The 20780-nt window shown below is 46.3% G+C and carries 23 protein-coding genes and 1 tRNA gene; 14 read left to right on the top strand and 10 right to left on the bottom strand.

Annotation, left to right across the window (positions count from 1 at the left end):
- The 5 genes from HQ865_RS18825 (at position 1) to HQ865_RS18845 (ending at position 4106) form a co-directional block, all read left to right on the top strand.
- The gene (locus HQ865_RS18825; protein WP_173416393.1) at positions 1 to 753 is read left to right on the top strand and encodes a rhomboid family intramembrane serine protease; all 753 of its coding nucleotides are present in this window, start codon (positions 1 to 3) and stop codon (positions 751 to 753) included.
- Between the two features lie 34 nt (positions 754 to 787).
- Positions 788 to 1648, top strand: a complete 861-nt coding sequence (locus tag HQ865_RS18830) for a rhomboid family protein (protein ID WP_173416394.1) — start codon at positions 788 to 790, stop codon at positions 1646 to 1648.
- Positions 1649 to 1961: 313 nt separating this feature from the next.
- Positions 1962 to 2735 carry an endonuclease/exonuclease/phosphatase family protein gene (locus HQ865_RS18835; protein WP_173416395.1) on the top strand — a complete coding sequence of 258 codons (774 nt, stop codon included), beginning with the start codon at positions 1962 to 1964 and terminating at the stop codon, positions 2733 to 2735.
- A 10-nt stretch (positions 2736 to 2745) separates the two neighbouring features.
- Positions 2746 to 3534 (top strand): carbon-nitrogen hydrolase family protein, encoded by a 789-nt coding sequence (locus tag HQ865_RS18840; protein ID WP_173416396.1) that lies wholly within the window; start codon positions 2746 to 2748, stop codon positions 3532 to 3534.
- 206 nt (positions 3535 to 3740) lie between these two features.
- Positions 3741 to 4106, top strand: coding sequence for a CoA-binding protein (locus HQ865_RS18845; protein ID WP_173416397.1), 366 nt, complete (start codon positions 3741 to 3743; stop codon positions 4104 to 4106).
- Positions 4107 to 4438: 332 nt separating this feature from the next.
- Here HQ865_RS18845 and HQ865_RS18850 read toward each other — a convergent pair whose 3' ends face one another.
- The 6 genes from HQ865_RS18850 to HQ865_RS18875 all read right to left on the bottom strand — a co-directional run bounded on the left by HQ865_RS18850 (position 4439) and on the right by HQ865_RS18875 (position 10552).
- Positions 4439 to 5020: a C40 family peptidase gene (locus HQ865_RS18850; protein ID WP_173416398.1), complete on the bottom strand. Its 582-nt coding sequence runs from the start codon at positions 5018 to 5020 to the stop codon at positions 4439 to 4441.
- Positions 5021 to 5206: 186 nt separating this feature from the next.
- Complete coding sequence (locus HQ865_RS18855) at positions 5207 to 5836, bottom strand: ABC transporter ATP-binding protein (RefSeq protein ID WP_317170039.1); 630 nt, start codon at positions 5834 to 5836, stop codon at positions 5207 to 5209.
- 85 nt (positions 5837 to 5921) lie between these two features.
- Positions 5922 to 6704 (bottom strand): acyl-ACP--UDP-N-acetylglucosamine O-acyltransferase, encoded by a 783-nt coding sequence (gene lpxA, locus HQ865_RS18860; RefSeq protein WP_173416399.1) that lies wholly within the window; start codon positions 6702 to 6704, stop codon positions 5922 to 5924.
- Positions 6701 to 8113 (bottom strand): bifunctional UDP-3-O-[3-hydroxymyristoyl] N-acetylglucosamine deacetylase/3-hydroxyacyl-ACP dehydratase, encoded by a 1413-nt coding sequence (locus HQ865_RS18865; RefSeq protein WP_173416400.1) that lies wholly within the window; start codon positions 8111 to 8113, stop codon positions 6701 to 6703. The genes lpxA and HQ865_RS18865 overlap by 4 nt, the downstream gene beginning before the upstream one ends.
- Before the next feature lie 105 nt (positions 8114 to 8218).
- A complete protein-coding gene (lpxD, locus tag HQ865_RS18870; protein ID WP_173416401.1) occupies positions 8219 to 9265 on the bottom strand; it encodes a UDP-3-O-(3-hydroxymyristoyl)glucosamine N-acyltransferase in 1047 nt (348 codons plus the stop codon).
- Positions 9266 to 9325: 60 nt separating this feature from the next.
- The gene (locus HQ865_RS18875; protein ID WP_173416402.1) at positions 9326 to 10552 is read right to left on the bottom strand and encodes an HD domain-containing protein; all 1227 of its coding nucleotides are present in this window, start codon (positions 10550 to 10552) and stop codon (positions 9326 to 9328) included.
- A gap of 212 nt (positions 10553 to 10764) precedes the next feature.
- Here HQ865_RS18875 and porX point away from each other — a divergent pair, with 212 nt between their 5' ends.
- The 8 genes from porX (at position 10765) to HQ865_RS18915 (ending at position 16268) form a co-directional block, all read left to right on the top strand.
- On the top strand, positions 10765 to 12315 hold the full coding sequence (gene porX / locus HQ865_RS18880; protein WP_173416403.1) for a T9SS response regulator signal transducer PorX: 1551 nt from the start codon (positions 10765 to 10767) through the stop codon (positions 12313 to 12315).
- Positions 12316 to 12416: 101 nt separating this feature from the next.
- A complete protein-coding gene (locus tag HQ865_RS18885) occupies positions 12417 to 12590 on the top strand; it encodes a hypothetical protein (RefSeq protein ID WP_173416404.1) in 174 nt (57 codons plus the stop codon).
- Complete coding sequence (locus tag HQ865_RS18890) at positions 12580 to 12963, top strand: PIN domain-containing protein (RefSeq protein ID WP_173416405.1); 384 nt, start codon at positions 12580 to 12582, stop codon at positions 12961 to 12963. The genes HQ865_RS18885 and HQ865_RS18890 overlap by 11 nt, the downstream gene beginning before the upstream one ends.
- Positions 12956 to 13372 carry a tRNA (adenosine(37)-N6)-threonylcarbamoyltransferase complex ATPase subunit type 1 TsaE gene (tsaE, locus tag HQ865_RS18895; protein ID WP_173416406.1) on the top strand — a complete coding sequence of 139 codons (417 nt, stop codon included), beginning with the start codon at positions 12956 to 12958 and terminating at the stop codon, positions 13370 to 13372. Before HQ865_RS18890 ends, tsaE begins: the two co-directional genes overlap by 8 nt.
- A gap of 43 nt (positions 13373 to 13415) precedes the next feature.
- The gene (locus HQ865_RS18900; RefSeq protein WP_173416407.1) at positions 13416 to 14645 is read left to right on the top strand and encodes an alanine dehydrogenase; all 1230 of its coding nucleotides are present in this window, start codon (positions 13416 to 13418) and stop codon (positions 14643 to 14645) included.
- Positions 14646 to 14653: 8 nt separating this feature from the next.
- Positions 14654 to 15319 carry a M15 family metallopeptidase gene (locus tag HQ865_RS18905; protein WP_173416408.1) on the top strand — a complete coding sequence of 222 codons (666 nt, stop codon included), beginning with the start codon at positions 14654 to 14656 and terminating at the stop codon, positions 15317 to 15319.
- Positions 15320 to 15528: 209 nt separating this feature from the next.
- On the top strand, positions 15529 to 15798 hold the full coding sequence (locus HQ865_RS18910) for a helix-turn-helix domain-containing protein (protein ID WP_173416409.1): 270 nt from the start codon (positions 15529 to 15531) through the stop codon (positions 15796 to 15798).
- On the top strand, positions 15798 to 16268 hold the full coding sequence (locus tag HQ865_RS18915; RefSeq protein ID WP_173416410.1) for a hypothetical protein: 471 nt from the start codon (positions 15798 to 15800) through the stop codon (positions 16266 to 16268). Before HQ865_RS18910 ends, HQ865_RS18915 begins: the two co-directional genes overlap by 1 nt.
- A gap of 976 nt (positions 16269 to 17244) precedes the next feature.
- Here HQ865_RS18915 and HQ865_RS18920 read toward each other — a convergent pair.
- Positions 17245 to 17356, bottom strand: a tRNA-Asp gene (locus HQ865_RS18920).
- Between the two features lie 153 nt (positions 17357 to 17509).
- On the opposite strand from HQ865_RS18920, the gene HQ865_RS18925 reads away from it, so the two are divergent.
- Positions 17510 to 17986, top strand: coding sequence for an Lrp/AsnC ligand binding domain-containing protein (locus HQ865_RS18925; protein ID WP_173416411.1), 477 nt, complete (start codon positions 17510 to 17512; stop codon positions 17984 to 17986).
- Between the two features lie 18 nt (positions 17987 to 18004).
- On the opposite strand, the gene HQ865_RS18930 is transcribed toward HQ865_RS18925, so the two are convergent.
- From HQ865_RS18930 to HQ865_RS18940, 3 genes are read right to left on the bottom strand one after another with little or no spacing between them, the layout of a single operon-like run.
- Entirely contained in the window at positions 18005 to 18529 is a 525-nt protein-coding gene (locus tag HQ865_RS18930; RefSeq protein WP_173416412.1) for a shikimate kinase, read from the bottom strand.
- 8 nt (positions 18530 to 18537) lie between these two features.
- Positions 18538 to 19596 carry an ABC transporter permease gene (locus tag HQ865_RS18935; RefSeq protein WP_173416413.1) on the bottom strand — a complete coding sequence of 353 codons (1059 nt, stop codon included), beginning with the start codon at positions 19594 to 19596 and terminating at the stop codon, positions 18538 to 18540.
- Positions 19593 to 20762: a BT_3928 family protein gene (locus tag HQ865_RS18940; protein ID WP_173416414.1), complete on the bottom strand. Its 1170-nt coding sequence runs from the start codon at positions 20760 to 20762 to the stop codon at positions 19593 to 19595. The genes HQ865_RS18935 and HQ865_RS18940 overlap by 4 nt, the downstream gene beginning before the upstream one ends.
- Between the last annotated feature and the right edge of the window lie 18 nt (positions 20763 to 20780).

The raw sequence follows: 20780 nt of genomic DNA on the forward strand, positions 1-20780 counted from the left end.
ATGTTACAAAATCCCTTTGCTAATTTAACACCCGTAGTTAAAAACCTGCTGTTATTAAATGTGGTGTTTTATATTGCCGCTTATGTTTTTGGTCATGCCGGTATATTTGATATGGATGGCGCGCTGGCGGCCTATTATCCCGGTTCGCCAAAATTCAGAATGTGGCAGATCATTACTTATATGTTTATGCATGCCCCCCCGGGCAACGGGATTGGGTTGGCGCATATCTTCTTTAACATGTTTGCCTTGGTCTCATTCGGCCCAATAATAGAGCAAACCATTGGCGATAAAAGGTTCTTCCTCTATTACTTTATCTGCGGGTTAGGCGCGCTGGCATGCCAAATAGCGGTGCAAGCATTTGAAATATATTCGGTTACCGGGCATCTATTCGTCCCTGGGGTTACTTTAGAAAATATGGCAACTTATGCTCCTTACCTGGGTTACTCCGAGGCTGGCATTATGAAATTGGCAGGAGTATATAACGTTGGCCTTGTTGGGGCATCAGGAGCAATTTTTGGCGTGCTGGTAGCTTTTGGAATGCTTTATCCTGATCTGGAACTGATGGTGATCCCTATCCCGGTACCGGTAAAGGCGAAATACCTTATCCCTGTTTATATCGTTATCGAATTATATTTAGGCTTTAAACAATTTGCCGGCGACTCGGTAGCGCATACGGCCCACTTAGGCGGCGCGCTGATTGGTTTTATCCTGATAAAAACATGGGGCTACAGCCGCCGCGACCGTTATTATTAATTTGGATGATTATCTTTGAGGTATCAGCTATCCTATGAATAACCTGTGGAACGAGATCCGTTTTAAGATGCTGCATTCGGGCAGTAAGATCGGTTTGCTGATAGGCATAAACGTGCTTGTTTTTTTGCTGATCAATATCCCCGGCACCATCGAGCAACTGTTCTTTAAAACCACCAACATCATCGATCTGTCGTTCAAATACCTGAAGCTTCCGGCCAGTCTGCCCGAATTGGCTAAACATTTCTGGACCCCCATTACCTACATGTTTATGCACGCGGGCGTGCTGCATATCCTGTATAATATGGTATGGCTGTATTGGATGGGGCAGATATTTGAAGAATACCTGGGCAACAAGCGCATTTTAGTATTGTATTTTTTAGGCGGGCTGGTAGGCGCCGCGTTTTTTGTAGCGGGGATGAACCTGATCCCTTTATTCCGTGAGCAGGGCATGACCGGTATTTCGGTAGTAGGCGCATCGGCCGGTGTAATGGCTGTTGTTGTGGCTACCGCTACGCTATTGCCCGATTACCAGCTATACCTGATGTTTATAGGCCCGGTACGCCTGAAGTGGCTGGCGATAGCTTTTGTGATCATGGATTTTTTAGGCACGGCTGGCCCTAATTCGGGCGGAGAAATGGCCCACCTGGGTGGCGCGCTGATAGGCTTTTTATATATTAAACAATTACAAAGAGGTAACGATTGGAACAAACCTTTAAACAAACTGTTCAACCCCAAACCCAAACTTACCGTAGTTAAAGGCGGTGCCGGTAAAACTATCCAGCCCAGCCAGGCCGAAATTGACCGGATATTGGATAAAATTTCCGTAAGCGGAAAGGATAGCTTAAGCAAGCAGGAAAAAGAAACCCTATTACGTGCCAGTAAAAATGACAATTAAGAAGAAAGAGCTCACTTTTTTTGATCGGCTGGTGCTGTGGTTTAATTTTGCTATGGTGATTGCCATGCTTATTTGTTACCTGGCGCCTATTACCGACCCTCGTAAATTTTGGCCCGTCGCGTTTTTTGGACTGGCTTATCCCCCGTTGTTATTGGCTAACGCATTATTGATAGTTTATTGGCTATTCCGAAAAAAAGCATGGGCATTCTTGTCATTGGTATGCATTCTTGCCGGGTGGAATATGCTGAATAATAATATCGGGTTTCGGCTGCCGACCACAAAAGTACACTCTGATAGTACGACCTTTCGTTTAATGAATTACAATGTGCACAATTTCAGGAGAGACATAACTAAAGAGGATATACCTACCCGACGCGAGATCATGCAGATCATAACGCATGAACAACCTGATATCATTGGATTTGAAGAATTTCTTTCCAGGAAACGAACCTGGTTCACTATGGTCGATTCGGTACAGAAGGCGTTAAATACTAACCAGTATTATTTTCAGCCCTTTTTATACACCACAATGGGAATGGCCATTTTTTCTAAATACCCCATTGTTAATAAAGGTATAATATGGATAAACGGCCCCGGAAACCTTAATCAATGCCTCTATATTGATGTAAAAAAGAACAACCGGATATTCAGGGTATACACCATTCATTTGCAATCTATACGCTTTAACCAGGACGATCGTAAGTATATTGATGGGGTAAAAGAAGGGAAGACCGTCATGCAAGGTTCGCAACGCATAGGTAGCAAACTGAAACAAGCTTTTTTAAAACGAAGCGACCAGGTCGATATGATTAAACAGCACATGGCAGCCTGTCCATACCCATATATTATAATGGGCGATTTTAATGACACACCATCGTCATATGCAGTTAATCAAATGTCGAAAGGTTTAAAGAATGCTTTTCGCGAAAAAGGCTCGGGCCTGGGGCGTACTTACAACGGCGATGTGCCTAACTACCAAATCGATTATATTTTGGTGTCTAAACAGTTTAATGTGCTTACCTATGGGGTCATCCGAAAAAAGCTTTCCGATCATTACCCGGTTTACAGCGATCTGCAATTAAAATAAACATAGCGTCATGAAAATAGCCTTAGCTTCGCCACCCTTTCCAAAATCAATAAACGATGGTTTGCAATGGGTGCAAAAGCTGGCAAGTGAAGCAGCCGATGCTGGCGCAAAAATAATTTGCTTCCCCGAATCGTACCTGCCCGGATATCCGGCCATTGAATATATCGTTGAAAAGCACAGCGAAGAGCAACTGCAGGATGCCCTAAATAAGGTGTGCGGTATAGCTGCCGAAAATAGCATTGCTATCGTTATCCCCATGGATTGGTATCATGGTGGAAAGTTTTTAAATGTGGCCCAGGTAGTATCGGCAAAAGGTGAAGTGTTGGGCTATCAAAGCAAAAATCAGTTAGACCCAACCGAGGACAATATTTGGGAGCCGGGAACTGATCGCCATTTGTTTGAAGTTGACGGATTGAAATTCGGCATTACCATTTGCCACGAGGGATTCCGCTATCCTGAGTCGGTACGCTGGGCTGCCCGTAACGGCGCGCATATGGTATTCCATCCACACCTGGCCGGCAGCGATGTGCAGGGTAATATCCCAACCGCATGGGGCAGTATAGACAACCCATATTACGAAAAAGCCATGATCATGCGGGCAGCCGAGAATACTATTTACTTTGCCAGCCTGAATTACGCCATGAAATACCCGGAATCTGCCACCTCATTAATTGGGCCTGATGGTAAATGCATCGCCCATCAGCCATATACCGAAATTGGGGTTTTAGTAGTTGATATCGAGCTGGATAAAGCGACAGGTTTACTGGCCAGGCGATTTAAGCCGGGACTGTATGCATGATGGCGATTTAACCACAAAGAGCGCAAAGGTTTTCACAAAGTACACAAAAGGTTTTAAGCCAAAGTTTTTGCAAAGCCTGGTGTTCTTTGTGGCTTATTCATACGGCCAATCTTAGTGTTCTTTGTGGTTAAATTGCCACCACGCAAAATCTACAATCAGCAAACAATAGAATTTAAAATTGGCACACCTTTGGCTGCTACTTTATTATGGCAAATAAAAAAACATTGATCTTAGGCGCTACGCCCGATAGTAGCCGTTACGCTTACCTGGCCGCTAATCGGTTGGCTAAGGCCGGTCATGATATTATAAATGTAGGCATTAAAAAAGGAGATGTCGCCGGCGTGCCTATCGAACCTGCCGAAGATATCCATACCGATGTAGATACCATCACTTTATATATAGGCCCGCAAAACCAACCGCCTTTATATGATTATATATTGAATACTCATCCAAAACGCATCATTTTTAATCCGGGTACCGAAAATAGTGAACTACGACGGATGGCTAACGAGAAGGGCATCGAAACAGAGTATGCCTGTACGCTGGTGATGTTGAGTATAGGGGCGTATTAAAACACCGCGTCATCATGAGCGATAGCGAAGGAGCCCCGATGAGCAGAGCGGTAATATATAACCGGGGATGTTTCGCTATCGCTACCCATGACATGTTTGTTTTTCTGCTGAAGCCTCACCCTGCCCTCTCCAGAGGAGAGGGTTCCAAAGTCTCCCCCTTTGGGGGAGATTTAGAGGGGGCTTTCATCGGCATGTCATAAAAACCATTAGAAGCCGCCGGGATTATATTACTCAACATGACGGCTTATTTCGTTGTATAATTTCAGGCGTTTAGAGACTTACGAAGTTTTAAAAACTTCGTAAGTCTGGCTTTAATAAATATAAGGGTATTGCTACTTATTCTGCGGAAACACCCTTACCACTTTAACAAATCGCTTTTTATATCCCGCAGTTAACGCGGATACCGTAACCCCCATATCGTGCCCCGATGTGGCGTGGATAAACTGTAACGAATCGGCAAAACCGCTGGTGATGATACCCATGTGGCCAACGGTTCGCGTAAGGGTATCTGTCCCGGTAAATAAGATCAGGTCGCCGGGACGGGCAATTTCCATGGGTACCTGATACTGTACATCAGTAAAATCAACCGAAGTGCGCGGTACTGCTATCCCAAAATGGTTAAATACATAAGTGATAAATCCCGAGCAATCGAACCCCTGCTGCGGATCGGACGAGGCATATTTATAAGGCACGCCAATAGCCGTTTGCGCAAAATTGACCACCTGCTGTGGCGTGGTGTTGCCCGTGCGGATAACATTCATGCTGTCGGTGCCGTCGGTAGGGGCAAGTATAACGGTTTTGCGGCCGGCGGCGTCCCTCACGGTATCCTTTGGCTGCCGCTCAAATTCAAACGAGCCGGGATGATCGCATCCTGACAGTATAATACAACCTATTATTATTAGTGCAAACCGCATGTTTATATAACAAACAAGCGCGGTTGTGTTTGTATAATTTGTATAACATAAGTACAAATTGTCGTTTCGGCCATCGGGAGAAATCTTATACGCGCGACAAGCATAGTGGTATAAGATCTCTTCTAGAACCAAGGCGCTTTCCCTCGCTGGTCCGTCTGGATAACAATGTTTGATCAGGTAGCGGGCCTACTTATAATCCGTTATACGCAATTGTTCCTTGCAAAAGCTATACTCGTGCTCCTGGTTAGAGCAGATGATGGTGAGGCGCCCCTGCGCGTATTGCTGCACCAGGCTCAGGTACCAGTCGATGCCCTGGGTATCCAGGTTTGATGTCGGTTCATCCAGCATCAGCAGGGGGGTATCGGCACAAAAGGCCAGGGCCAGTTTAAGCCGCTGCTTCATACCCGATGAAAAGTATTTGATGAGTTTGTGTTTAGATGATTGCATCCCCAGCAAGTCGATGACCGCGCTACGGTTTAGTCCCGGGTGATAATTTTTAAACTTAAAATGAAAGTCTATCATTTCGGCCAGGGAAAACTCCTCTATCACCTCCAGGTAAGGCGCGGCTAAACTAAGATGCTTAAAAACATGCTCCGCTTCCAGCAACTGGCCACCAAGTGTATAAGTAATAGTTCCTTCGGATGGCGTAAGGCTGCCGTTTAAGATCTGTAGCAAGGTAGATTTCCCCGAGCCGTTAGGCCCCAAAACGGCATAGCTTCCCCCCTGCTGAAAAGTATATTCCACCCCCCTGAAGATCCACTCGCGGTTAAAGCGGCGGCCAATTTTATCGAGAGAGATGGTTATGGAAGTGTACATGGTTCATGGTTCATAGTTCATGGCTTTTTGTTACTGATGATCATGCTACCATGAACTATGAACCATAAACTATGAACTTTTCTTATTAATGGTTCCCAAACCCTTTCATGATACCGCGTTGCGAGCCTTGTATAAAGTTAAGGATCTCGTCGCGTTCCTGTGTTGGGCGAAAATCGGCTTCGATGATATCAAGCGCCTTGGTGGTATTGTTGTTACGCACAAACAGCGTGCGGTAAATATCCTGTATCTCGTTGATCTTGTCTTCGCTAAAACCACGACGGCGCAGGCCAACCGAGTTGATGCCGGCGTACGAAAGTGGTTCGCGGGCGGCCTTCACATAAGGCGGCACATCCTTGCGCACCAGCGAACCGCCGGTAACAAAGGCATGCGAACCCACCTTTACAAACTGGTGTATAGCCACCATACCCGCCAGTACCACATAATCGCCCACGGTAATGTGGCCGGCCAGGGTGGTATTATTACTGAAGATGCAATTATCGCCTACCAAACAATCGTGCGCTACGTGGCAGTAAGCCATAATAAGGCAGTTACTGCCAATCTCGGTCTTAAAGCGGTCGTTAGTACCACGGTTAATGGTTACGCATTCGCGGATGGTGGTATTATCGCCAATCACCACATGGGTATTCTCGCCCTTATATTTCAGATCCTGCGGGATGGCCGAAATAACCGCCCCCGGGAAAATGCGGCAATTTTTACCAATGCGCGCGCCATCCATAATCGTAACGTTAGATCCTATCCAGGTGCCCTCGCCTATTTCCACATCCTTGTGGATGGTAACAAACGGGTCTATCACTACATTTTCGGCTATGCGGGCCTGCGGGTGTATATATGCTAAAGGCTGGATCATTCTTCGGTGGTTTTATTGGTTTTCTTAACAATTTGCGCCATCAGTTCGGCTTCAACAACAACGCGCGAGCCTACCATGCCTACGCCTTTCATCTGGGCTATACCCCGCCTTATCGGCGCTATCAGGTTACAATGGAAGATCACGGTATCGCCCGGTTGCACTTTATCTTTAAAACGGGCATTCTCTATTTTCAGGAACAAGGTGATATAATTTTCCGGATCGGGAACAGTGTTTAACACCAGGATACCGCCGGTTTGGGCCATCGCTTCTATCTGCAATACGCCCGGGAACAAAGGCGAACCAGGGAAGTGGCCCATAAACAGGTCCTCGTTCATGGTAACGTTCTTTAAACCTACTACGTGGCTTTTAGAAAGTTCCAGGATCTTATCGATCATCAGGAATGGCTGCCTGTGCGGCAATATTTCCATGATCTGCACGGTATCATATACCGGCTTCATATTCGGGTCGTACACCTTCAGGTGCTTGCGGCCGCGTTCTTTCTTGATCAGCGCTTTTATCTTTTTAGCGAAGGCAACGTTAGCGGCATGGCCCGGACGGGCAGCCATAATATGGCCTTTCAGCGGCACGCCAACCAGCGCCAGGTCGCCAATCATATCCAACAGTTTATGACGGGCCGGCTCGTTTTGGTGGCGCAGTTCAATATTATTCAGGATACCTTGCGGAGCAACGCTGATATCTTTACGGTTAAACAGTTTGGCCAGATGATCTAATTCCTCCTGGTCAACATCCTTATCAACCACAACAATGGCATTATTAAGGTCGCCGCCTTTTATCAGGTCGTGCTTCAGCAGCATTTCCAGTTCGTGCAAAAAACAGAAGGTACGGCAACTCGCTATCTCTTTTTTAAACTCGCCGATGGTTGATATACTGGCGTGCTGGCTACCCAACACGGCCGAGTTATAGTCAACCATACAGGTAAAGCGGTAATCATCAAGCGGCATGGCTACCATTTCTACCTTACGGTCGGCTTCCGAGTAATGGATGTTATAGGGAATGTGGTAATATTCACGATCAGCTTCCTGGTCAACAGCGCCGGCTTCGGTCAGCGCGTCAACAAACAGGATCGAACTGCCGTCCATGATCGGGGTTTCCGGTCCGTCGATATCTATCAGCACGTTATCTATCTCCATACCCACCAGTGATGCCAGCACGTGTTCAACAGTGCTTACGCTGGCGCCATTTTGCGATATGGTGGTGCCGCGCGATGTATCGGTAACGTTATCGGCATCAGCGTCAATAACCGGCTGCCCCTCAACATCCACACGCCTGAATTTGTAGCCGTGGTTCTCGGGCGCGGGGTTAAAAGTCATGGTCACCTTCTCGCCGGTGTGCAAACCCGTTCCGGATACGGATACCGGGTTTTTGATAGTTCTTTGTTTTACGTTCATAAATTATACTTTCACCTCTCCCCAACCCTCTCCAAAGGGGGGGGTAGAAGTTTTTGTTTTATTTAAGCCCTCCCCCTCGGGGAGGGTTTGGGAGGGGTCCGGGGTCTAATTCCCCTGGTTCTTATTCAGTTCAGCAATTATTTTCTCTAATTCCTGTATTCTTTTCTCCAGTTCGGGCAGGCGCTGAAACACTACCTGGCTCCGCATATGGTCTTTATATGGCGCGGCGGGCGAACCCATCCACGGTTTATTTTCTTCTTTAATTACACGGCTCACACCTGATTGCGCCTGCACCTGTGTGCCGTTGGCAATGGTGATATGCCCTACCACGCCAACCTGTCCGCCCAATACCACCCGTTCGCCAATTTTGGTACTGCCCGATATACCGGTTTGCGCTGCCACTACCGTGTTGGCACCAACCTCTACATTGTGCGCAATCTGCACCAAATTATCCAGCTTAACGCCTTTGCGTATTACTGTCGATCCCATGGTGGCCCTGTCAACCGTCGTGTTCGACCCGATCTCCACATCGTCCTCAATCACAACGTTGCCTATCTGGGCAATTTTGTTGTAGCTGCCATCCGCATTAGGCGCAAAACCAAAACCATCGGCACCAATTATCGTACCCGAATGGATAATGACGTTGTTACCCAGCACACAATCAAAGTATACGGTAACACCGGGAAAAAGTGTTACATTATTTCCCAGGGTAACATTATCGGCTATAAAAGTATTGGGGTAAATTTTGCAATTATCGCCCACGGTAACCCCCGGACCAACGTATGCGAACGCGCCCACATAAGCATTCCCGCCAATTTTAGCGGTTGGATGGATGAACGATGGTTGTTCGATACCAGTTTTATTCAGCTTAAGCGCGTTATACTTTTCAAGCAGCACCGCGAATGAACTGTAGGCGTTCTCTACCCGTACCAGCGTAGCGCTTACGGGCGATGCCAGCACCTGGTCTTTATTTACGATCACCACCGAAGCGCCGGTAGTGTATAAAAAACTCTCGTATTTAGGGTTAGCCAAAAAAGAAAGCGCGCCTTCGGTGGCTTCTTCAATTTTTGCCAGCCGGTTTACTGTTGCCGAGGCATCACCTTCAACAGTACCGTTAAGCAGAAAACTTATATCGCGGGCAGTAAATTGCATCCGGCAAATTTAGTTGTTAAATGGTTAATGGGCAAATTACAAAAATCGGCCCAAATATGGTTATAAAAGGTCTTTGCTATAGCAAAATATGTATTTTTTTACAGTTTTAGCCAACGCGCCCAAGGTAGAGTCATCACTGGCCGTAGTGATATCCCTCACCGAACCATCCTTCATCAGGATGCGGATATTGCCATCGCCAACACGGTAAGCATTGTTGCTGATAGTATCGGTAAACACAAAATAACTTGCCTCGGCTTCGCTGATGTTGAACTTTTTTACGGCTTTCTTCAGCAGTTCGTCAACCTTTTGCTGCGATGTGGCTTTACTGCCCATATCGGTATGGTAAAGCTTACGGCCTATCAGGTTTTGGCAAAGTGTAGAAAGTACCAGGTCTTCGCACTTTTGCCACACCTTAATGGCCGACATGATATCGCTGTCATCTAGCGCAGAAAAGATATCCAGGTTCTTTTCATCGCGCACAAAAGCTTCCTTGTTGATGGTGTTTACCAAAAAATGGTTTAACGCCGGCGTAGCGAAAAGTGGTTTGCCGTTCAGCGCCAACTCGCGGGCGCGCTTCAGTATCTTACCCAAAAGCTGTTCGGCCGCTATAACGGTTTTATGCAGGTAAACCTGCCAGTACATCAGGCGGCGGCTGATCAGGAAGTTCTCTATCGAATAGATGCCTTTCTCTTCCACCACAATATGGTCGTCTACCACGTTCAGCATTTTGATGATCCGTTCGGAACTGATCACGCCTTCGGATACCCCGGTAAAAAAGCTGTCGCGGTTCAGGTAATCCATCCGGTCCATATCCAGCTGGCTGGACACCAACTGGTGCAGGAATTTCTTATGATAGGTATCATTAAAAATATCCATGGCCATTTGCAGCTTGCCGTCCAGATCGCGGTTGATGCAATCCATCATGGCGGTAGAGATATCCTCGTGCGAGATCCCCTGCACAATACTTTCCTCCAGCGCGTGCGAAAACGGGCCGTGGCCGATATCGTGCAGCAAAATGGCAATGGTTACGGCTTCCTGCTCTTCACCGGTAATATCCTGCCCCTTGTTACACAGCGTCTCAATGGCGGTGCTCATGAGGTGCATAGCGCCAAGGGCATGATGAAAACGGGTATGCAGCGCACCGGGATATACCAGGTGGGTCATGCCCAGTTGTTTGATATAACGCAGGCGTTGGAAGTACGGGTGCTCGATCAGGTCGAAAACCAGTTCGGATGGTATACTGATAAACCCGTAAACCGGGTCGTTGATGATCTTCTTTTTATTCAAAGCGGCAATATTGGATGCAAAAGTGCCAAATAAAGCTGAGTTTGGGGTAAAAGCAAGGGTAAAAATTTGAGAGTAATCAACCAAATCGGACTAAGCATTTTCAACCGACGGTCATATTTGTTAATTTTTGTTAATTACCTTTATAAAGCCATAACAAAAGGCGTGCTTTGGGGTTATACCTGAACCAAAATTTTTTGACTTTTAAATACAACATGGATACGAATATACTTTGGGCCGACGACGAAATTGATTTGCTGAAACCCCATATACTTTTTTTGAACGAAAAAGGCTACAAGGTGACTACCGCCACCAACGGCCACGACGCATTAGACGCCTTTAAAAATGGTTACTACGACCTTGTTTTTCTGGACGAGAACATGCCCGGCCTTACCGGCCTGGAAACCCTGTCGGAAATTAAGAATATCAACAGCGATGTACCAGTGGTAATGATCACCAAAAGCGAGGAGGAATACCTGATGGAGGATGCCATCGGATCGAAAATTGCCGATTATCTCATTAAACCGGTTAACCCGCGCCAGGTGCTGATGACCATTAAAAAGCTGACCGAAAATAAGAAGCTGGTGGGCGCTAAAACCACCATGGCCTATCAGCAGGACTTTCGTACGCTGGGCATGACGCTGAACGATAACCTCAGCTTCCAGGAATGGGTTGATGTATACAAAAAACTGATCTACTGGGAACTGGAACTGGAAAGCCTGGAAGATGCCGGCATGCACGAGATCCTTACCCTGCAAAAAGCAGAGGCCAACGTACAGTTTTGCAAGTTTGTGGAGAAGAACTACCTCAACTGGCTGAAGAACCCCGATTCGGCGCCGACCTTTTCGCACCAGCTGTTTAAAAAGAAGGTGTTCCCTAAGATTGATGACAGCGGCCCGGTATTTTTTATCCTGATAGATAACCTGCGGTACGATCAGTTTAAACTCATCAACCCGCTTATTTCCGAGTACTTCCGCATGGAGGAGGAGGATACCTATTATAGTATTCTGCCGACTGCTACCCAATATGCCCGCAACGCCATTTTTGCCGGCCTGATGCCGCTGGAAATGGAAAAACGCTTCCCAGGCATGTGGCAAAACGACGAGGACGAAGGTGGCAAAAATCTGCACGAAGAAGCCTTCCTGGGCGACCAGATCAAGCGGGTAATGCGCAAGGATTGCAAATTCTCTTACACCAAGATCCTGAACATAGACGAGGGCCGCGCGCTGAACGAATCGGTAAACAACCTGATGCGTAACGAACTGAACGTGGTAGTATACAACTTTGTAGATATGCTGAGCCATGCCCGCACCGATATGCAGATGATCCGCGAACTGGCCAGCGATGACGCCGCCTACCGTTCGTTAACCCTATCCTGGTTCGAGCATTCACCTCTGTTCGAGTTATTGAAATTCCTGGCCAGTAAACAGGTAAAAGTGATCATCAGTACCGACCACGGCACCATCAAGGTAAAAAACCCAAGCAAGATCATCGGCGACCGTAATACCAATACCAACCTGCGTTACAAGCAAGGCAAAAACCTCAACTTTAACGCTAAGGATGTTTTCCACGTAAAAAATCCGCACGATGCCATGCTGCCCAAACTGCATGTAAGCAGCAGCTTTGTTTTTGCCAAGGTTGATAATTATTTTGTTTACCCTAACAACTACAACCAGTTTGTTAACTTCTATAACGAAACCTTTCAGCATGGAGGGATTTCGCTTGAAGAGATGATCATCCCGGTGATCACTTACGGGCCTAAATAGTACCTTGATTTAAGGATTTAGGGATCATAAGGATTTTTGTGCCACTGTTGTCATTTTTTACGGGATAGGTTTCGTTTAAATAAATTTCAGTAAATTTGGGTATGGTAATAGAGATCAAAAAAGGCGATTCCCCTGAAAAGATCGACAAGGAGTTAAAAAAAATACTTGACAAAGCTGCTGCGGAAAAAAAACAGCACCTCGAAAAGTTTTTTGGCATTTTAAAACTCGATGAAGATCCGGTAACGTTGCAAAGAAGATGGCGCGATGAGTGGTAACGATATTTTAATTGATACTAATATCTTGTTATACTTTTTGAACGGCGATAAAGATGTAAAAAAGTTCTTCATTGATTACAATCCCATAATTTCCTTTATCACCGAGTTAGAAGTGTTGTCATCCCCCGAACTCACAGACGATGATAAAGCTAATATCGGGCATTTGTTAAACGGCCTGACTATACTTACTTATAACGACAAACACAAACAGGCCGTTTTAAATATAAGGGCAGCTAAAAGGCTAAAATTACCGGATGCTATTATTGCCGCCACAGCCATAACCGCCGGTATACCTTTGGTTACTGCCGATGAGTCGTTTAAGAATACCAAGTCTCTTCATACTATTTTTTATCGTCCTGTAATTAATGAATAGCTTTTTATTTCAACTCGATCAGATCAATACCATTGCTTCGCAGATCCTGGCTGAAGCCGCCAACCAAACGATCTTTCTTTTTTATGGCGAGATGGGCGCGGGTAAAACCACCCTTATTAAAGCCATGGCCGAGGCTTTAGGTATCGAAGGCCAGGCCAGCAGCCCTACCTTTGCCATAGTGAACGAATATGCGGGCAAATCAGGCCCTGTCTACCACTTCGATTTTTACCGCCTCAAGAACCAAACCGAGGCCCTGGATATGGGCTACGAAGAATATTTCTACTCGGGTAATTATTGCTTTATCGAGTGGCCCGAGCGCATACCCGACCTGCTGCCGCTCAATTATATAGAAATACATATCAGTGCCAATGCCGATAGTTCGCGGCAAATAACTTTAGTAAAAATTTAACGTAATAATACCTATTTTTACATAGATTAAACCAACGCTAAGAATGGGTTCAGGCAAATACAGCGGATTTTCTGACGTGGCCAAACAGGCTATGATGCAGCCCCAGGAATCGATGCTGGAAGTGAAAAACAGGAAGAATAAACTGTATATCGGCATCCCGAAGGAAACCTCATTCCAGGAGAACCGGGTACCTTTAACGCCGCTGTCTGTTGCCCTGCTTATCCATAACGGGCACGAGGTGATCCTGGAAAGCAATGCCGGTAAAGCCGCCAATTTTTCGGACAAGGACTATAGCGAGCAGGGTGCCCGCATTGTTTACGATCATAAAGCGGTTTACGAGGCTTCGGACATTATTATGAAAGTGGCCCCGCCTACCATGGCCGAGATCGGGCTGATGAAATCGCACCAGATACTGATCTCTACCCTGCAATTAGCCACACTTACCGCCGAATGTGTAAACGCCATGATGAGTAAAAAGATCACGGCGCTTAGCTACGAGCATTTGCAGGATGAGGGTGGTTCGCTTACCGTTATCCGCGCCATGAGCGAGATCGTAGGCGCTACATCCATACTCATCGCCGCCGAATACCTAAGCAATGTGTTTGATGGCAAGGGCCTGATGCTGGGCGGTATCACCGGCGTACCCCCTACCGAAATTGTGATACTGGGCGCCGGCACCGTTGGCGAATATGCCGCCCGCACCGCCATATCATTAGGCGCTCAGGTAAAGGTGTTCGATCCGTCCATCTATAAACTCCGCCGCCTGCAAAATAATATCGGCAGCCGCGTATTTACATCGGTAGTGCAGCCTATCGTATTAGAGAAAGCCATTACCACCTGCGATGTAGCCATCGGCGCCATGCGCGCCAAGGATGGCCGCAGCCCCTGCATCGTATCCGAAGAGACCGTAAGCCGAATGAAGCCAAACTCAGTAATTATTGATGTAAGTATCGACCAGGGCGGCTGCTTCGAAACATCCGAAGTAACCAACCATACCCACCCGGTTTTCCGCAAGTACGATGTGATCCATTATTGCGTGCCTAACATCGCGTCGCGCGTGGCCCGTACCGCTACTTACGCGCTCACTAACATCTTCACGCCCATTTTGCTGGACATTGGCGAGCAGGGCGGCATTAAAAATGTAATATGGCACAACGCCGGCATCCGCAACGCGGTGTATTTATATCAGGGCCAGCTCACCAACAAATACATTGGCGAACGCTTTAACATCCCCTGCAAAGACCTTGACCTGTTAGTGGTATCGCATCAATAGATCTCAACATGCGCGGTTTAATTCTTATTTTATTAACAAGCGTTCTTTGCTTCAACGTACCGGCGCAGCACAAGCCGCATATATTAAGTGTGCAGGATTATACCCGGCAAATAAAAACCGCGCCCGATAAGCGCCTGGTAGAGATCGGTAAGGTAGTCCCCGGCATTAAGCTGGATATTAAATACGCCACCACCGATAATTTTATGCACCGGGTGATGTATGCCCAAGCCCGCGCCTTTGCCCGCGCCCCGGTAGCCGAAGCGCTGAAACAGGTACAGGCCGATCTGAAGGCCAAAGGTTTGGGGTTGAAAATTTACGATGCCTACCGCCCTTACGCGGTTACCGTAGATTTTTATAAGATGACGCCCGACACCAATTTTGTAGCCGACCCGCGCTACGGATCGAAACATAACCGCGGCTGCGCGATAGACCTCAGCATCATCAATTTAAAAACCGGCAGGGAATTAAATATGCCCACCCCATTCGACAGCTTCAGCCGCAAAGCAGCATCTGATTACGCCGGCCTCCCCCCCGAACAGTTACAAAATCGCGAATTATTAAAAGCGGTGATGGAAGCCCACGGCTTCAAAGCCCTTCGCACCGAGTGGTGGCATTTTGATTTCACCGGCTGGCAGGGGTACGAGTTGCTGGATGTGCCGTTTGGGATGTTGTAGCGAACGCCGGTGATTGGTGAGGCTTTGTAAACGAACGTCAACCCTTCACGGCGCCGGTAGCCCCGTTTTCTGTCCAAGTTTTGCCCCCGGCCCGCAGCTCACCGCATGCAAAAGCTTTCCCGCCAATCGGGTTTAGGGGTGTGAGGATACTACAGCAATGATACATATTGTATGTTGACTAATGCATACAATATGTATACAATTGTTGTGTGATAAATCAGTTTCTTTTAAAAGAGTTTGGTACACGTGTTAAAACGCTAAGGGCTAATAAAAAACTTAGCCAGGAAGCACTTTCCCGCAATACCGGCTTTCATCGCACTTATATTGGGATGATTGAGCGTGGGGAGCGAAATATTTCACTTATAAACATTGCTGTATTCGCCAAGGCTTTTGAGATTTCAATATCCCAACTACTGGATTTTGCATCACAACAGGACAGTCGTCCTTTATCGGATTATGAAACTAAATCGGGTAATTAATGTCAAGGGCGCACTCATTTTTAATTACTGTTTCCAATAACCTCACCGAAAAGGAGGGCATCAACTATTTGATAGAACACCATACCGGCTTCTTTAAAATAGATCGCTCATTTAAAAAGGAATTACTTGACGCATTAGCGTTAAACCACAAGTTTTTAAATGCATTTGATATGATTTATATTCCGGAATATGTTGGGAAAGTTATTGGGGACGGATTTATCGAGGCTAATCTGGAAAGCATAATTTTAATTGAATTAAAAACCACAAAGAAATACCTCCCTAATAACCCAAAAGGGTTTTTCTTTGGTGCAACAGAGAACGAGTTTAAGTTTGGCGAGTTATTAGGTGAGAAGTTTAGGTTTTGCTTTGTTTGTCTTAATGAGCAATCATTATCGTATTCCTTAATGTCGGTACCTGAATTAGAACAAATAATCAGAACCAGGCGAATACAATTTCAAATCAACCTATAACGGTGTCTATTAACCAGTAAAAATCTTTATACTTCTCTAAAAATTCGATTTTGGAATAACCCATTCCTTTCTTCAAGAAAAATTTGTCTTCCATATTAAATAAGTAAATCTCGTCGCCTTTTGTGTATAAAGCTTTTGTCGATTTTAATAATCCATTTTTTAGAGTTATTTCCAACCCGGCAGGTTTAACCCTTTCCAATTCAGACAGTAAACTTTCGGTACCTATAAACATAATTGATACATATTGTATGCAAATATACCATGTCTGCTTTACATTAGATATATTATAATATTCGCAATCTTTCATGGTGAGCCTGTCGAACCATGGCGCACGAGCCAATTACTGCACAACCCCTCAACCTAAACTCCGATTGCAGCGGAAAACCCGCAGCCTGTGCAGGCCCCGCGGGCGGGCCAGGCGAGGATTTGTAGCGTAAAGCGGGGCTACCGGCCGCCCAATGTTGCTACCGTTCATTTTCAAAACAAAGCCTTAACCGCTCTAATCAACCATTTGCATATCCACCAAATTTTTGCTATATTGTATCAGCCGGGACAGCAGTTGCTGCCTGTTCAAAGCCCATTATTATACTATCCTGCAAACGAAATTTTCGTATAATGGCCAAAATCTAACAAAGTTAAGTTGTTTTTAATCTCAATTTCTGGCTAAAATACTACAGTTTATACCCGCTCTTTGACATCCTGATTAGTTAAATACCCTATTTGTATGCTTGTTATCTGATGCTTTATAGGAAAGCAGACAGTTATGGTGAGGAATCAAGCATTTATATTTTAAAACTTCAGCGAAAAGTTTTTTATGACAAGATGCTACACTCTAAAGCAAAGAATGCAAACAAAAGAGAATTGCATTAAGAATGTGGAACGAAAACAGGAAAACCAAACCCTATAAAAACAGTAAAGCCACCTGATGGGCAGGCGGCCTTTACTAACCAATTATAAACCTAAATTATGAGAAGAGCTGTTGGGGAAGGGTTCGAACCTTCACAGAGTGGTTAGCCCGCTTCGGGTTTTCCATGATCTCCGCCACCGGGACAAGGAGGTGTGTCTGCCAAAAATTTCACCACCCAACAGTGTGTTTTGCTTAAAGAACGCGCTCCCTTTTTATCGTTTGCTTGATACAAATTTAGGGTGGTTTGCTATTTCTTGCAAATATTTCAACAAAATAATTTTATTTTTATTCAAATTTTAATTAAACTTGTATTTCAATAGCGATATCAAAATTTATGCCTCACAAGAAACCTCAAAATTTAGAAATTGATAATCTGGATATACAGATTTTATCGATCCTGATGAAAAACGCGACCACTCCGTACACCGAAATTGCCAAGGAGTTGATCGTTTCGGGCGGAACCATACACGTGCGCATGAAGAAGCTGGAGGAGATGGGTGTAATAAAAGGGGCCAGCCTTGAAGTGAACCCACAAAAGCTGGGTTACGATATTACCGCGTTCCTGGGTATCTTCCTGGAGAAAGGATCGCAGTATAACGAAGCCGTTAAACAGCTGGCCGCTGTGCCCGAGATAGTTGAATTGCACTACACTACCGGTAGCTACAGCATTTTTGCCAAAATAGTATGCCACGATACCAACCACCTGCGCGAAGTACTGAACGAGCAGATACAAAGCGTAAAGGGCATTCAGCGTACCGAAACCTTTATCTCGCTGGAAGAAAGCATCAGGAGACAGATCAGCCTGGACTAAACGTTTACTAAGCTATTTTTAGGGATGCAGTAACTGGTCTAACCGTTCGGCGGTGAGGCTGAGCCCGTCGGCGATTACGTTGGCGCGGCTGTAAAAGGGTTCGCGTTCGGCCAGCTTTTCATCAATAAAGGCAACCAGTTCATCGCCGTGCTTATGGCGCAGGATGGGGCGGTCGTCTTTATTGTTTTCCAGTCGCCCGGCAAGGGTTTTGGCGTTAAGTTTAATGTAAACCACCTTGCCGTGGGCTTTCATCCAGTCCATGTTATCAAAAAAGCAAGGCAGCCCGCCCCCGGTAGATACCACCGCTTTATCGGGGTAAACGGTATCTTTCAGTACCGACGATTCCAGCTCACGAAAAGCGGCCTCGCCATGGTCGGCAAAGTATTGGGTGATAGTTTTGCCAGCCTGCGCCTCCAGTACATGGTCCAGATCGATAAAAGCATAGCCCAGCCGCGAGGCCAGTTTTTTACCCATAGTAGTTTTGCCGCAGCCCATATAGCCAACAAGGAAGATACGCGAGATATTATCAGAAGTGTTGCTCATTTAATTTATCAGGCCAGTTTCACCCTTGGGTCTATCCACACATAAACAAAATCTACCAGGATATTGATCACCACAAATATAAAGGCGATGAACAGGATGGCGCCCATAATCACCGGGAAATCGGAATTCTCCAGCGCATCTACCGTGGTTTTGCCTAATCCGTTGTAGCCGAATACATATTCTACAAAAAAAGAACCCGCCAGCAGCGATGCAAACCAGTTGGCAATAGCGGTTATCACGGGGTTAAGCGCGTTCTTTAAAGCGTGGCGATAGATAATAGCGTTGCGGCCTAATCCTTTGGCGCGGGCGGTGCGAATATAATCCTGCCCCAAAACATCCAGCATGGCATTACGGGTTAGCTGCACAATAATGGCCAGCGGGCGTAGCCCCAGCGTAAGTACCGGCAACACCAGGTTACGCAGGTTCAATACTTCGCCGCGAAAAGGGTCGTAATTATACAAACTGCCCGACATGTTTAAGCCGGTGTATTTACTTAGCACAAAGCCAAAGATCCAGGCGATGATGATCCCCGCGAAGAAAGACGGCGCCGAGATCCCCAAAATACTCAGACTGATAGAAAACTTATCTATCCACGAGTTTTGATGCACGGCGCTCATCACGCCCATAAACACACCTATAATAATAGCAAACAGCATAGATGCCGTTGCCAGGATCAGCGTATTGGGGATCACATCTATCAGCAATTGGGCAACATCCTTATGGGTTTGGTAGCTGCGGCGCAGGTAAGGCCATTTTAAGGCCAGCACCTCCGTTTTTGATACCGGGAAAAGCCTGGCGTAATGATACCGCTGCTGCTCTTCGGGGGTATTGGCGTGTATGCCAATGGCCGAAAGATCGTTAATATAATAAGCAAACTGCACCGGCAGCGACTTATCCAACCCAAACTCCTTACGTACGGCCTGCAGCGATTGCACATCGGCACGTTGCCCCATGGTCATGCGGGCGGGATCTACCGGTAAAATATTGAACAGGAAAAACACCACTACCACAATCCCCAGCATCACAGCCAGGGCATAACCAATTTTGCGGAGCAGGTAGGCTATCATTTTTGGAAATAGGTTTTTACCAGTACATCATAACTGGGCATATTGTGGTAATGCCATTTGTTAATGACAACGCCATTCTTCATCAGCAATACGCCGGGGTTTGATCGTACCATGGTTTTCAGCGGCACACCATCAGCATAAAATATCTCCGATACCAGCTTATGTGCCCTGGCAAATGCGGCCGCATCGGTAGGCGAGTTTGAAGTAAGCAGGACAGTGCGGGTGTTGAAGTTTTGGTGAAGGTTAATGGCCAGCGCGTTCAGCCGGTTAATGGCATCCTCGTCGGTATGGTTAAGATTGTAAGCTACGATGACCAGGTTATAGAAGGGGTTGCCCATCAATTCCTGCGTGTAGTTATTGCCCTGCGCATCGTTGATGACCAGGTCGCGAATTTTTGGGGTGAAACCCACTTTTACCAGTTTGCTTTCAGGCTGCCCGACGATCTCCCAATTGTTATCCTTCCAGATATTGGTTTTCAGGTATTCGGTATTGTTCATCACCTTGGTTTGGCCGGTAGCTTTATTTTTAAGGTGATAGGTGATCTCGTACTCATCGGGTTGTGCTCCGGGCGGGGTCTTCATCTCATCGGGGATATTGGCGCCTACTTTATACGGCAGGAAATCCAGCACGGGCAAAAAGTTATAAGTATAGATACCTATGCCGAACGAGAACAGCACCGCTATAATAAATGCCCTTTGCGCCGCCACAGGTTTCAATACAGGTTTAAGTGCATATCGGGTCACGAACAGCACCAACACCAGCGCCAGCAGCACCATATCTTTACTGAACGATTGCCATGGCGTAAGCGGGATGGCATCGCCAAAGCAGCCGCAGGTTTGCACCACTTTAAAAAAGGCCGAGTAAAAGGTAAGGAAGCCGAAGAAGATGATGAGCAGCAGCAATCCCCAGGTAACGGTTACTGCCCGCCAGCCGATCAGCAGCGCGAAGCCTAATATCATTTCCAGCGCGCATAAAAATATGGCGAAGCCCAAAGCATAATTGCTAAGGAACAGCATATGGAACACCTCGAAATACTCTTCCAGCTTGTACGAAAAGCCCAGTGGATCGTTGGCCTTTATCAGGCCCGAGAAGATGAACAGCAGGCCTACCGCTACGCGGCAAAACCAAACCAGGGCTGGCGGGAATATCGTATTTTGTTTTTTCATATGTATGGTATTCTTTCC

This window comes from Mucilaginibacter mali, assembly GCF_013283875.1.
Lineage (GTDB): Bacteria > Bacteroidota > Bacteroidia > Sphingobacteriales > Sphingobacteriaceae > Mucilaginibacter > Mucilaginibacter mali.